Source organism: Streptomyces sp. DSM 40868, assembly GCF_011820545.1.
Classification (GTDB): Bacteria; Actinomycetota; Actinomycetes; order Streptomycetales; family Streptomycetaceae; genus Streptomyces; species Streptomyces eurythermus.
Map to the genome: position 1 here is coordinate 5,648,216 of NZ_CP050504.1, position 13,336 is coordinate 5,661,551.

General features: G+C 75.2%; 10 protein-coding genes. 6 read left to right on the forward strand and 4 right to left on the reverse strand.

Annotation, left to right across the window (positions count from 1 at the left end):
* Positions 1-261: 261 nt before the first annotated feature.
* The 3 genes from sbnA to HB370_RS25850 all read right to left on the reverse strand — a co-directional run bounded on the left by sbnA (position 262) and on the right by HB370_RS25850 (position 4,319).
* Positions 262-1,269: a 2,3-diaminopropionate biosynthesis protein SbnA gene (gene sbnA, locus HB370_RS25840; protein ID WP_030778874.1), complete on the reverse strand. Its 1,008-nt coding sequence runs from the start codon at positions 1,267-1,269 to the stop codon at positions 262-264.
* 203 nt (positions 1,270-1,472) lie between these two features.
* On the reverse strand, positions 1,473-2,390 hold the full coding sequence (locus tag HB370_RS25845) for a TauD/TfdA family dioxygenase (protein WP_030778875.1): 918 nt from the start codon (positions 2,388-2,390) through the stop codon (positions 1,473-1,475).
* Positions 2,391-3,104: 714 nt separating this feature from the next.
* On the reverse strand, positions 3,105-4,319 hold the full coding sequence (locus HB370_RS25850) for a serpin family protein (protein ID WP_030778876.1): 1,215 nt from the start codon (positions 4,317-4,319) through the stop codon (positions 3,105-3,107).
* 300 nt (positions 4,320-4,619) lie between these two features.
* Here HB370_RS25850 and HB370_RS25855 point away from each other — a divergent pair, with 300 nt between their 5' ends.
* The 6 genes from HB370_RS25855 (at position 4,620) to HB370_RS25880 (ending at position 11,698) form a co-directional block, all read left to right on the forward strand.
* Positions 4,620-5,699: a DUF4190 domain-containing protein gene (locus HB370_RS25855; RefSeq protein ID WP_030778877.1), complete on the forward strand. Its 1,080-nt coding sequence runs from the start codon at positions 4,620-4,622 to the stop codon at positions 5,697-5,699.
* 162 nt (positions 5,700-5,861) lie between these two features.
* Positions 5,862-6,614, forward strand: a complete 753-nt coding sequence (locus HB370_RS25860; RefSeq protein WP_030778878.1) for a GntR family transcriptional regulator — start codon at positions 5,862-5,864, stop codon at positions 6,612-6,614.
* Between the two features lie 385 nt (positions 6,615-6,999).
* Positions 7,000-7,191 (forward strand): hypothetical protein, encoded by a 192-nt coding sequence (locus tag HB370_RS25865; RefSeq protein WP_030778879.1) that lies wholly within the window; start codon positions 7,000-7,002, stop codon positions 7,189-7,191.
* Positions 7,192-7,221: 30 nt separating this feature from the next.
* Positions 7,222-7,656, forward strand: coding sequence for a (deoxy)nucleoside triphosphate pyrophosphohydrolase (locus HB370_RS25870; protein ID WP_037700970.1), 435 nt, complete (start codon positions 7,222-7,224; stop codon positions 7,654-7,656).
* A 722-nt stretch (positions 7,657-8,378) separates the two neighbouring features.
* Complete coding sequence (locus tag HB370_RS25875; protein WP_051815473.1) at positions 8,379-8,840, forward strand: ATP-binding protein; 462 nt, start codon at positions 8,379-8,381, stop codon at positions 8,838-8,840.
* A gap of 269 nt (positions 8,841-9,109) precedes the next feature.
* Entirely contained in the window at positions 9,110-11,698 is a 2,589-nt protein-coding gene (locus HB370_RS25880) for a SpoIIE family protein phosphatase (protein WP_030778884.1), read from the forward strand.
* A 43-nt stretch (positions 11,699-11,741) separates the two neighbouring features.
* Here the strand turns inward: HB370_RS25880 and HB370_RS41405 are convergent, their stop codons facing one another.
* A complete protein-coding gene (locus HB370_RS41405) occupies positions 11,742-13,280 on the reverse strand; it encodes a hypothetical protein (RefSeq protein WP_030778885.1) in 1,539 nt (512 codons plus the stop codon).
* Positions 13,281-13,336: the final 56 nt, after the last annotated feature.

Here is a 13,336-nt window from a genome sequence, read left to right on the forward strand (position 1 = left end):
TGACTATCAGCCTTCCGATGCTGGCGACGGCCGCCATACCCACTCCATATTCGGGCATTCGGGCATGCGGGCACCGGCACATCCGGCCGCGGGGCCCGCGCGGGGCGCGCAGGGTGCCGGTGAAGGCGTGACAGATCCGGTTGCGAAGTCGGGGTGGAGCGGCGGGCCGCGCGGGCCGCCGGCCGGCCGGAAGGCCGGCGGCGGGACCCGGCGGCGGGCCGCCGGAGGAACGGGCGTACTGACGGACCGCCCGGCGGCCGCTCAGGAGGAGGGGACGGGGAGTTCCGGCTTCCACAGCTGCGAGACCTCGCCGAACCGCTCGCTCACCCAGAGGTCGTCATAGACGGTGTCGAGATAGCGGTCGCCCCGGTCGGGGAAGACCAGCACACAGGTGGCGCCGTCCGGGATCTCGTCACGGATCTGCTGGAGCGCCGCGACCACCGCCCCGGACGAGCCGCCGGCCAGCACCGCCTCGCTGCCGACCAGCCGCCGGCAGCCCACGACACAGTCCAGATCGGTCACGTGCACCACCCGGTCGGCGGCCGACGGATCGAACAGGGCCGGCCGGACCGACGCGCCGTGCCCGGGGATGAGGCGCCGTACCGGCCCCCCGTCACCGAAGAGCACGCTGCCGACGGCGTCGACCGCGACCAGGGTGGTCCCCAGGCCGTTGGCCCGGGCGTAGCGGGCGCAGCCCTGGAGGGTGCCGGTGGTGCTGGTGGCGCAGAACAGGTAGTCGACCCGGCCGTCCAGGGCCCGCGCGATCTCCCGCATCGTGTGTTCGTGCGCGGCGGGGTTGAGCGGATTGGCGTACTGGTTGGGCCAGAAGGCGTGGGGGATGGTCGCCACCAGCCGGCGGACCCGCTCCAGCCGGCGCTCCAGGAACTCGCCGGTGCGCGGGTCCGGTTCGGTCACCTCCTCGATCTCGGCGCCGTACGCCCGCAGGATCGCCAGGTTCTGCCGCGAGGTCTTCGCGTCGACCACGCAGATGAACCGGATTCCGTGGTAACGGCACAACTGGGCGATTCCCACGGCGAGATTGCCCGAGCTGGATTCGACCACCACCGAGCGGGCCGGGTCGATTTCCCCGCTGTGGATCCGGTCGAGGACCATGCTCACCGCGGTCCGGTCTTTTATGCTGCCCCCCGGATTGAAACCTTCGATCTTGGCGAATACCCTTCCGCCGAAGCCGGGCAGAAGCCGGTGCAGCTCCACCAAGGGCGTGCCCCCGACCGTTCCGAGGATGCTGCCCGCAGCCGTTCTGTCCATAGCCACTCCTCCTCGAAGTACCTCCCGCAACCGTTGGCCCAGGCGCTATAAGAGCCCTATACGAAAACGGATAGGGCCGGAGTGTGGAAATGGGCCGCGGAACTCGGAAATCCGAACGGCGGCCCGGCGAGAACTCGGCGGCGCGCACGGAAAGCCCGGCTCCCTGATCGCGGAGCCGGGTTTTCCGTGCGCCGTCCGGGAGTTCAGCCGGACATCGCCACCAGGACGCGGCGCGGCCCCGAGTAGGGCCTGCGGCCGTGCGCCACCAGCACGTTGTCCACGACCAGGAGGTCCCCCGCCCGCCAGTCCACGTCCACCGCGGCGGCCAGGCCCCGGTCGCGGATCGCCAGGACGTACGCGGGGTCGATCGGCGACCCGTCCGCGAAGGTGACGTGCTGCGGCAGGTCTTCCTCCGGCATGATCCGGGCCAGCGCGGCGGCGGTCTCGTCGCCGAGCGCCGCGTGATGCCACTGGTCGGCCTGGTTGAACCAGACCTCCGTGCCGGTGACCGGGTGGGTGACGGTCGCCGGGCGCACCTGGGTGATCCGCAGGCCCCCGTCCCGCTTCCACTCCCAGGTCGTGCCGGGCATCCCCGTCAGATGCCGTTCCACCTCCGCCCGGCCGGCGGCCTCGAACGTCTCCTGCCAGCTCTTGCCGAAGCCGTGCCCGTCATGGAGGTTCTGGGTGTAGCGCACACCCCCGGCGAACGCGGCCCGCAGCCCGGGCGGGAGCGCGGCCAGCCAGGCCGCGCCGGACACGACCGGCGTGGCACCGCCCGAACCCGGCGCGGTCTCGCAGTAGAAGGCCAGCCGGGCCGGCCAGCGCGCCGAGTACGACAGCTCGTTGTGCATCGAGATCGTGTGCTCGGCCGGGTACTCCGTGGACGTGTACACGCGGTCGCCCACATGACTGCGCGGCGAATTCCCGTGCACGTACGCGAGCCGGTCGCGCAGCACGCGGTCCAGTACGCCGTCCAGGGCGGCAGGCGTGATCCCGAAACCGCGGAACACCACGGCACCGGCGCTCAGCAGCAGCTCGTCGAGGCGCCCGGCCAGCAGACCGGGCAGCGGGCCGTCCGAGGGAGTGATCTCCGCGGGGGCCCAGGTCATGGTCTCCGTCATGACCACGAGCGTCCCGCCGCGGGCTATACCGGCCCGATATCCCGCCGGTGCCGCGCGGGCGGCGGAAGCGGTGGAAACGACGGTGCGGGCGAGCCCGGCCCCCGCCGGATCCGGCCACCCGCCGGTTCCCGGAGCGCTGGCTCGTCCGCCCTGGTCTGGAGCGCCGGCTCGTCCGCCGGATCGCGGAGTGCCGGTTCGTCCGCCCCGGCCCGGAGCGTCGGCTCGCCTGCCGGATCGCGGAGCGCGGGTTCGCCCCCCGGCCGGAGCGCCGGTTCGTCCGCGGGATGGCGGAGTGCCGGTTCGTCCGCCCCGGCTCGGCGCCCGGCTTGCCCACCGGGCCCCGGAGCGCCGGTTCGTCCGCCGGATCGCGGAGCGCCGATTCGTCCGCCGGATCGCGGAGTGCCAGTTCGTCCGCCCCGGCCCGGAGCGTCGGCTCGCCTGCCGGATCGCGGAGCGCGGGTTCGTCCCCCCGGCCGGAGCGCCGGTTCGTCCGCGGGATGGCGGAGCACCGGCTCGGCCGCCCCGGCTCGGCGCCCGGCTTGCCCACCGGGCCCCGGAGCGCCGGTTCGTCCGCCCGGTCCCGGAGCACCGGCTCACCGGTCGGCTCGCGGCGCCCCGGCTCGTCCGCCCCGGCCCGGCGCCCCGGCTCGCCCGCCGGGCCCCGGCACACCAGCCCTCCGGCCGCTCCGCCGGGTCCCGGCCCTCCGGTCGCGCTCAGAGCGTCGGCGCGATGCCCGGTCCCGGTCCCAGGTCCCCGGCCGGGTACGGGGCCGGGTCCGTGACCCAGCCCGCGGCCAGGACCAGGCGGGAGTCGCGGTCGGCGGCGAGGAAGCCGAAGGGGCGGTCGAAGGCGACCCGGACGACCGTGGTCTCGTAGCGGAACTCCGGAAGCCCGCCCGCCGCCATCGGCACCGCCGTGACCGCCGCCGCCCGGAAGCCCAGCGCGCCGAACTGGGCCACCGCCGACTGCCGGGCCTCGCCGACGGCCAGCGGGCGGTCGCTCACCCCAGGGAAGTGCCCGGTCCTGGCGTCCATCGCCGTGGTGAGCCCGAACAGGCCGGACAGGGCGAGCAGATCGTGGTCGGCCCGGACCTCGTACGCCACCGTCCGCACGTCCAGCGTCCTGGGCTCCGGTGTGACGGCCGGCTCCTGCTCCACATGCAGGCCAGGGCCGACGTGCCCGTGCGGCAGGGCACCGCCCGCGGTCAGCGGCAGACCGCGCTCCACGATGCCGACCCCGGCCGCCAGCACCTGTCCCGGCGCCATCCGCTCCTCGCCGAGGACCAGATGGACGTCGACGCCGTTGTCCCCGGGAACCGTCAGCGCGGTGACGAAGCCGTCCGGGGTGCCCGTCACCCCCACCCGGTCCGGCCGCACACTGCGCCGGTGCAGTCCGCGCAGGGTACGTCCCTGCCAGGGCCCGGTGTCCGGCAGCAGCGGCAGTTCCGTGAAGGGCTGGCGCCACCGGGTCCGCAGCGCCAGCGCGCCGGCCAGCACCATCCGGGAGTCGCGGGTCAGTGTGACCGGCATCCGCTCGACCAGGCCGCCGGTCCGCTCGGCCGCCCACGCGTCCAGCCGCTCCTGCGCGGTGACCAGGTCGTCCCCGAACCGGCCGTGGGCGCCGGCGGGCAGCCCGGCCCGCCACTCCTCGCGCAGCACCAGCCCGTGGTGAGTCCACAGGCCGAGCGCCGCGTCCAGCCCGGACACCGACGCGAGCCCCGCCAGCAACTCCCGCGCGGCCCCGGCCGCCTGATCGGCCGGTACTCCCAGGGCACCGGCCAGCTCCGCGCGCGCCGGGCCCGCCGCGCCGTCGGCCAGGAAGGCCAGCAGGGGCCACACACCCGGCGCCGAGAACACCGTTCCCCCGGTCAGGGTCTGCGCCCAGCGGGCCGTCAGTCCGTTGACCCGCCGGACCGTCTCCTCGGCCACCCCGCTCACTCGTGCCCCTCCCGGTCCGTCCTGCTCATTCCCACCCGACCCCCCCCGGTCGTCCCGTGCCCGTCCGGGGCCGTGTTCCGCCCCCGCCCGGGCCCCGCTTACCATGCGGCCAGTCGTACGTCAGTCCAGCCGCCGGCCGGTCGCCGGTCCTGTGCTGCCGCCGCCCGACCCAGGAGCACGGTACCGGTGTCCATACCCCCGCCTTCCGGCCCCCACCAGCCAGAAGGGTCCGTTCCGCCGCACCGGGGGCCGTACGGCCCGCCGGCTCATCCCCGCCCCCCGGGCCCGGGGTTGCCCGGGTACCGGCCGTGGACCCAGGGCTACCGCCCGCACAACGCCCCGGCGCCGGTCAACGGCCTCGCCATCGCCTCCCTGGTGCTCGGGGTGCTGTGTTTCGTGCCCGGCGTGGGTCTGGTGCTCGGGCTGACCGGGCTGCGGCAGATCCGCCGGCGCGGCGAGCGCGGCACCGGTCTGGCCGTGGGCGGCGCGGTGCTGTCCGGGGTGGGACTGCTGCTGTGGGCGCTGCTGTTCGCCACGGGCGGTGTCTCGGCCCTGTGGCACGGAATCAGAGAGGGCGCACGCGACGGCGCCTCCGTCTCGCTGACGGAAGGCCAGTGCTTCAACGCGCCGGGCGGTGCGCTCACCGGTGTGACCTACGACGTGGACACGGTGCCGTGCACCGGGGTGCACGACGGTGAGGCCTTCGCGTCCTTCCGGCTGCCCGGCCGCGGCCCGTACCCGGGGGACGACGTGGTCACGGACACCGCCGACGAGCGCTGCCAGGCCCTGCGGGACGGTTACGCGATGGACGGCTGGGCCGTCCCGGCGTACGTCGAGGTGTACTTCCTGACGCCGACCGAGGACAGCTGGGCGGCCGGGGACCGCGAGGTCACCTGCGTGTTCGGCCACACCGACGAGGGCGGCGAGCTGACCGGGTCGCTGCGCAACGACGAGACCGACCTGGACGCCGACCAGGTCGCCTATCTGAAGGCCGCTCACGTGCTCAACGCGGCGCTGGAGACCGCCCCCGGCGAGGAGTACGCGGAGGACGACCTGGCGGGCCACAAGGCGTGGGCCGGCCGGGTGGCGGCCGCGCTCGGCGAGCAGGCCCGGATGCTGCGCGCGCACTCCTGGCCGGACGAGACCGCCGGGCCGGTCGCCGCGCTCGCCGCCGACCTGGACAAGGCGCGCGCGGAATGGGCGAAGGCGGCCGGGGCCGGGGACGCGGACGGCTTCACCGCGCACTACGAGAACGGCCTGGACCTGATCGATCCGGTCCGCACGGTGATCGTCCGGTCGGTCCTGGGGCTGGCCACCACCCCGCCCACGGCAGGGGACGCCGGAGGAAGCGGCAGCCGCATGCAGGTGTGAGCCGGTGCGGACCGAGGGCACCTATACGGCAGGAAAAGTGCCTGCGTAAAGGCGTACCCGCCACCACGTCATCACATCGGGTGATTCTCTGGCCTCTGCTTGCACCGCTGAACCCACGGTTGCCAGGCTGTTGCTGTCTGTACAACCTGAGGGGAGTGGCCAGTGGCTTTCGGTGAGCAGCCGGCGTATCTGCGTGTCGCGGGTGATCTCCGCAAGAAGATCGTCGACGGCTTGCTGCCGCCCCACACCCGGCTGCCCTCGCAGGCCCGCATCCGCGAGGAGTACGGCGTCTCGGACACGGTCGCGCTGGAGGCCCGCAAGGTGCTGATGGCCGAGGGGCTGGTCGAGGGCCGCTCCGGCTCGGGCACCTATGTGCGCGAGCGGCCCGTGCCCCGGCGGGTGGCCCGCTCCGGATACCGCCCGGCCGGCGGCGCCACCCCCTTCCGGCAGGAGCAGGCCGACACCTCGGTGCGCGGCACCTGGGAGTCCAGCAGCGAGCAGGCCGAGGCCTGCGCGACCGTCGCCGAGCGGCTCGCGATCCAGGCCGGCGACCGGGTCATGTGCACCCGGTACGTCTTCCGGGAGGCCGGTGAGCCGATGATGCTCTCCACCTCCTGGGAGCCCCTCGCGGTCACCGGCCGCACGCCCGTGATGCTGCCCGAGGAGGGCCCGCTCGGCGGGATGGGCGTGGTCGAGCGGATGCGGGCCATCGACGTCATCGTGGACAACGTCACCGAGGAGGTCGGCGCCCGCCCCGGCCTCGCCGAGGAGCTGCACCTGCTCGGCGGGGTCCCCGGCCATGTGGTGCTGGTCGTCCAGCGCACCTACTTCGCCTCCGGCCGCCCGGTCGAGACCGCCGACGTGGTCATCCCGGCCGACCGCTACCGGGTCGCCTACCACCTGCCCGTGAGGTGACCCCGGTCCCACGGGTCCTGGGGCGGCGCACGCGGAACCCCGTGCTCCGCTCGGCGTGAGCTAGCGCACACCCCCGGGCGCCGCCGGCCCCGCCGACGGCGCCCGCCGGTCGTCGCCGCCCTCTCCGGGTGCCCGGTGATCCGGCCGTCTGCCCAGGTGGGCGCCCGGTGGACCCGGCGGGCCCGCGACCCGGGGCGGTGTCGTCCCCGACGGCGCGTTCGTTCGTGCGCGCCCCCGCCGTTCTGGCTGGTTGCGTACCTCTTTGTGAAAAGCCGTATGCGCAGCGTGAAGGTAGGGCGTACGCTCGGGCATATGCGGAGTGCGGTTTCCTTGTCCGCGGAAGGCGGGTGGAACGGTGCGGGAAGGGGCACGGGCGGTGGGGGCGATGAGTGAGGGGGCGGTCTCCCTGCCCTGGATCGTGATACGGCAGGACGACAACGGCAATCGCTACCGCGTCGCCCGGTACGCGACCCGGGCGGAGGCGCAGAAGACCGCCGACAGCCTCGGCGGCCAAGGCCGCGAGCAGCTGTACTGGGTGGAGCGCATCGGCCAGAACGGGGACGGCACGCAGAACTGACCGGGCGCGCGCTCCCGTAGGCTCCCCTCCATGACGCGCACGACTGCCCAGGTGGAACCGATCGTGGTGGTGGGGGCCGCCCTGCTCGACGGCGGCCGGCTGCTCGCCGCGCGCCGCAGCGCGCCCGCCGACCTGGCCGGGCGCTGGGAGCTGCCCGGCGGCAAGGTCGAGCCCGGTGAGCGGCCCGAGGACGCCCTGGTGCGCGAGCTGCGCGAGGAGCTGGGCGTCGACGCCGAACCGGTCGAACGCGTGCCGGGGCAGTGGCCGCTGCGTACGCCGTACGTCCTGGAGGTGTGGACCGTCCGGCTGCGCCCCGGCTCGCCCGGCCCCCGGCCCCTCCAGGACCACGACGAGTTGCGCTGGCTCACCCCGGACCGCGTCTGGGAGGTGGACTGGCTCGACCAGGACGTCCCGGCGGTGCGCGAGGTCACCACCCACTGGCCCGAGGCCCGCGACCGGCTCTGACAAAGCCGACCCCGGCACGCCCGCCCCGGCCCCCGCGCCCGCCCGGACCTCCCCGACTTCCGGGCCGACCCGGCCCTGGGGGCCTCCGGGGTCCCTGCGCCGACCCGGTCCTGGGGGCCTCCGGGGTCCCTGCGCCGACCCGGTTCCGGGGCTCTGTGACTTCCGCGTCGATTCGGTTCTTCGGGTCATCGGGCTCCGTGTGCCCGTCCGGCTTCCGGGTTTCCGGGCCTTCGTGGCTTCACCGTCGACCCGGCCTTGGGGGTCTTCGGGTCTCTGTGCCGACCCGGTTCCCCGGGCTCCCGAGGCACCGCGACCCCCGCACCCACCCGGGCCCCCGCCCACTGGGACTCCGCCCCCTTTCGATCCCTCGCCGACCCGGCCCCACGTCAAACCGGGCCCCGGCCTCCGCGCATGCACGCCGACCCGGCCCGCCGGGTCGCGGCCCCCGCGACACCTGTACCGACCTGACTCCCCGGGCTTCCCCGGTTCCCCGAGCCGCCGCCTCCGTGCCGACCCGGGCCCCCCGCCTCCACGGCCTCCGTGTCACTCCGGGACGCGGCCTCGGCGAACCGCGCCGATCCCGACCCCGGCGCCCGCCATCTCCGCACCGACCGGCCCCCCGGGCTTCCCGGCGCCCCCGCCCCGGACCCCGTGGAGCACCCCGTACGCCGTTCGTGCCACAGTGCGCCGTCCCGTGCGGTACTGCCTGCCGGATATCGGGTATGTCCCCATTAACCCCACGAAACCGGACATGGTGGGCTCCGCTGGCCTGGGAAGTGATCGGCGTGATCGACACCGATGGCGGCTGCGCCGAGTGGACCTTTCCCGCGGAGCCGGGCGCCGTGCGCTCCGCCCGCGCGGTGGTCCGGGGCCAGTTGCACGGCTGGGACCTGGACTGCGTGGCCGACCTCGCCGCGCTGCTCGTCAGCGAGCTGGTCACCAACTCGCTGCGGCACGCCACCGGCCCCATCGGCGTACGGCTGCTGCGCCCCGCCGCACTGGGCGACACCCTGCGGGTGGAGGTCTCCGACCCGCTCCCCGACCCCCCGCGGGAACGCGTCGCCCACCCCGAGGACGAGAGCGGGCGCGGCCTGCAACTGGTCGCCGGCTCCTCCCGCCGCTGGGGCACCCGCCCCGGGGCGAAGGGAAAGACGGTCTGGTTCGAGCTGGCGGTACCCGGGTAGGCGGGGCACCCACGGGGCACGGGGGTGTACGGCCGTCGACGTGCCGTACGGCGTGCGCGCCGGGGGCGCACACGCTTCGGCGGCGTGTGGTTCGGCGGTGTGTTCCCTGGTTAGAAGAGTGGGAGTGTTGTCACGGACCGGTCCGAAAAACATCTGGACCGACCTGTGATCGTGAACACCGTGTCCTGTGGCGCCGTAGTGCTGGATACTGCGGGCAGCCGCCCCCGGTGACCGGTGCCGGACGCGGTGAGCTGGAGGGGACGGTTCGCGTGAGCGAGATACCAGCGAAGGCCACGGAGTCCGAGGACCCGTCGGACGGCGCGAGGAGTCAGGCCGCACAGGCGGAGGCGGCGGCCGGCGACGCCATGTGGCAGAGCAGTCCGCCCGGTTCCATCTACGACTACATCCGGGTGGCGTCCTTCTCCATCAGTCCCGGCGGTCTCGTCGACCAGTGGAGCCTGCGCGCCGAGCAGCTGTTCGGCATCCCCGCCGACCGTGCCGTCGGCATGGACCCCATAGAGGCCTTCGTCGATCCCGACCTGCGCGAGCGCGGCCAGCGGAAGATGGCCGAAATCCTCGACGGGCGCGAGTGGACCGGAGTGGTGCCGTTCCGGATGCCGGACCGGCCGGACGGCACCCGCGGCGAGGAGGGCCTGGCCGAGGTGTACGTCATGCCGACGCGCACCGCCGAGGGCGAGAAGGCCGCCGTCTGCATCGTCGTGGACGTGCGCACCCTGCGCAGCATCGAGACCGACCTCGCCGCCTCGCAGGCGATATTCGGCCAGTCGCCCTTCGGTTTCCTGCTGATCGACACCGACCTGAGGGTCCGCCGCGCCAACGAGCGCTTCGCCTCCATCTTCGGCGGCACCCCCGACGACCACCGCGGCAAGGGCGTGCACGACTATCTGCCGCGCCCCGAGGCCGAGCGGGTCTCGGCCACCCTGCGGCGGGTGCTGGAGACCGGCGAGTCCATCACCGACATGCACGTCACCGGGTACGTGCCCGACTCCGAGGAACGCCGGCACTGGTCCATCAACCTCTACCGCGTGCACAGCGGCAGCGGCCGGCCCATCGGTGTCGCCTGGCTCGGCACGGACATCACCGCCCGCCGGGCCGCCGCCCGCGAGGCCGCCGCCGCCCGTCGCAACCTCGCGCTGCTCAACGAGGCCGGCGCCCGCATCGGCAACTCCCTCGACCTGGAGACCACCGCCCGGGAACTCCTCGACGTGGTCGTCCCCGGCTTCTGCGACCTGGCCACCGTCGACCTCTACCAGGGCCTGCTGGCCGGCGACGAGACCCCGCCCGGCCACGCCGACGGCAGCGCCGAACTGCGCCGCGTCGCCTTCGCCAGCGCCGTCTCCGGCGCCCCCTTCAGCAGCGCGGGGAAGCCCGTCGACGTCGGCGCGGTCCACCACTTCCCGTTCCACTCGCCCTGCGCGGAGGCCCTGCGCACCGCCCGCCCGCAGCGGGTGCCCGCCGAGGAGGGCGGCCTGGTGCAGTCCACGCTGGCCGTGCCGATGGTCGCCCACGACACCGTCGTCGGACTCGCCCAGTTCGCCCGCACCAAGGGCAGCGAGCCGTTCGGCGACCGGGACCGGGACCTCGCCGTCGAACTGGCCGCGCGCGCCGCGGTCTGCATCGACAACGCGCGCCTGTACCGCCGGGAACACGAACGGGCGCTGATACTGCAACGGTCCCTGCTCCCGCCCGGCGACCCGGAGGCGTCCGGCCTGGACATCGCCTGCCGCTATCTGCCCGGCAACGCGGCGACCGAGGTGGGCGGCGACTGGTTCGACGTCATCGAACTGCCCGGCCACCGCACGGCACTGGTCGTCGGCGACGTGATGGGCCGGGGCCTGCGCGCGGCCGTCGCGATGGGCGAACTGCGCACCGCCGTACGCACCCTGGCGCTGCTGGACCTGGAACCGGCGGAGGTGCTCTCCGCGCTGGACGAGATCGCCCGCGGCCTCGGCACGCCGGGCGGGGTCCAGCAGGCCACCCGCACGGCCCGGCAGCCCAGGGACGCCGACCTGTCCGAGGTGTACCTCGCGACCTGCGTCTACGCCGTCTACGACTCCGTCACCAGACGATGTACGTTCGCCAACGCGGGCCATCTGCCGCCGGTGCTGGTCGAGCCCGGCGAGCCGGCGCTGATGCTCGACGTGCCGCCGGGCATGCCGCTCGGCGTGGGCGGCGAGCCGTTCGAGGAGGTCGAGCTCGAACTGCCGGAGGGCGCGCTGCTCGCCCTGTACACGGACGGCCTGGTCGAGTCCCGGGACCATCCGCTGGACGAGGGCCTCCAGGCGTTCATCGGGGCGCTCACGGACCCCTGCCGGCCGCTGGAGGACGTCTGCGACCACGTCCTCAGCACCCTCGACACCCACCACGGCGAGGACGACATCGCCCTGCTGATGGCCCGGGTGCAGGGGCTGCCCGCGGACTCCGTCGGGGACTGGACGCTGCCCCGCGAGCCGCGGAGCGTGGGCCGGGCCCGCGAGTACGCCCGCGACCGGCTGCGGTCCTGGGACCTGGAGCCGCTGATCGACACGACCGAGCTGCTGGTCAGCGAGCTGGTGACGAACGCGCTGCGGTACGGCGAGGGGGAGATCCGGCTACGGCTGCTGCTGGACCGCACGCTGGTGTGCGAGGTCTGGGACTCCGGCCTGGTCCAGCCGCGCCGGCGACGGGCCCGGGACACCGACGAGGGCGGACGGGGACTGCAACTGGTCGGGCTGCTCAGCGCGGCGTGGGGCTCCCGGCGGACACCGCGCGGCAAGACGGTGTGGTTCGAGCTGCCGCTGCCCGGCGGAGAAGGCGCCCTCACCGACCCGGCGGAGGCCCTGCTGAGCCTGTTCTGACACGTCCTCCGCCCACCCGCCCCGGCGCGTCCGGGGCGGGGAGTCACGCGCGGTGGCGGGATCTCGTGCGCGGGCCGCCGTAGGACGCCGGGGGGCCCGCGTCCGCGTCCTCGGCGAGGAGGATGCCGCCCAGGACCGCGCCCGCCAGTCCCGCCGTGTCCCCCTCCGCGTCGGCGTACGGCGTGCCGTGGGTCCGCACGTCCAGCCCGGCCAGTTCCCGCGCCTCCCCGGCCACCGCGTCGGCCCGCCCGGCGTGCCCCGCGCCCAGCTCCCGTACCGCCTCCGCCAGCCGGGCCCGGGCCGCCGTGCCCACCGCCGCCCGGTGCACCGCCACGTACTCCTCCGCGCCCTCCACGGAGCACCGCGCCACCAGCAGCGCCGCGCGCTCCAGCGCCCCGGGTCCCGCCCCCGCCCCCGGCACCGGCTCGACGGCCCGGGTGATCCGGCGCAGCAGGTCCAGCGGGTCACCGGTCCCGGCGGTCCACTCCTCCCGCGCCGCCGCCAGCACCCGCTCCGCAGGGGCCCGCCCCGCCCCACCCTGCCGGGCCGCCATCGCCTCCGTCTCCGCGGCCGCCAGCGCGTCCGGCACCAGCATGGCCGCCTCCGCCAGCCGCGCCGCGAGCCGCTCCACCCCGCCCACCAGCACCCCGGCCTGGGCCACCGCGCCCTCGCCCGCCCGCAGCCGGCACACGGCCCGGTCGGTGTCGCCCGCGTCGACGGCCTGACGCGCCCCGTTGAGCCGGGCGGTGGCGAACAGCAGCCGGTCCCCGGCCTGTTCGGCATACCCGGCGACGGACTCGGAGGCCGAGGCCGGGTACCGCGCACGGAGTTCCGCCAGCGTCTCCCGAGCGGCCACCACCCGTGCCGTCAGCTCCCTGAACCGCCGCTCGGCCACCTCCAGCCCGGCCGGGTCCGGCCCCCGCTCCCCGAACCCCCGCAGCCGGTCCAGCGCCTCCGCCTCCGCGTCCAGCCGCCGGCCCGCCTCCGCGCACCGGCCGATCACCCCGGCCAGTGCCTGGCGCCGGGCGCCCGCGTCCCGCGGGGCCCCCTGCTCGTACCGCCGCCAGATCGCGAACGCCGCCGCCGACTCGGTCTCGGCGGCCCGCAGCGCCCGCTCGAACCGCTCGGTCCGCTCCGTCCCGAACCGCTCCCGGACGAAGGTCAGTTCCTCCCTGCTGGTGCGTACGCAGTCGTCGGTCAGCCGCAGCGCCGCCCGGGCCTGCCGTTCGGCGTCCTCGGGGGAGGAGGCGGACGGGCGCGCCGGGACGGTCCCCGGAGTCGTCCGGGTGCGGGCCCGCCGGGCGCGCCGCAGCCGGCCGTACCCGGCCAGGGCCACGGCCGCGACCCCGGCGAGGAGCGGCAGTACGAGGTCGGCGGTCGACGTCCCCTCCGGCCGCGGCGGGGCGGAGCGCGTCGTGGTGCCGGCGCGAGCCGTGGGAACCGGATCGGGGACCCCGACCGTCATGAGCGGCAACACCAGCCACACGGTCCCCGTCACGACGCCCAGCAGGGCATGCGCCACCCGTACCCGTATGTGCGCCGTGGCACGCCGGGGCCGGCCCCGGATCAGGAAGGACGTCACCTTTCGGAGCGTATGGGCGGGTTGACGGCTCCGCTAGCGGGGCGGATACGGGTGGG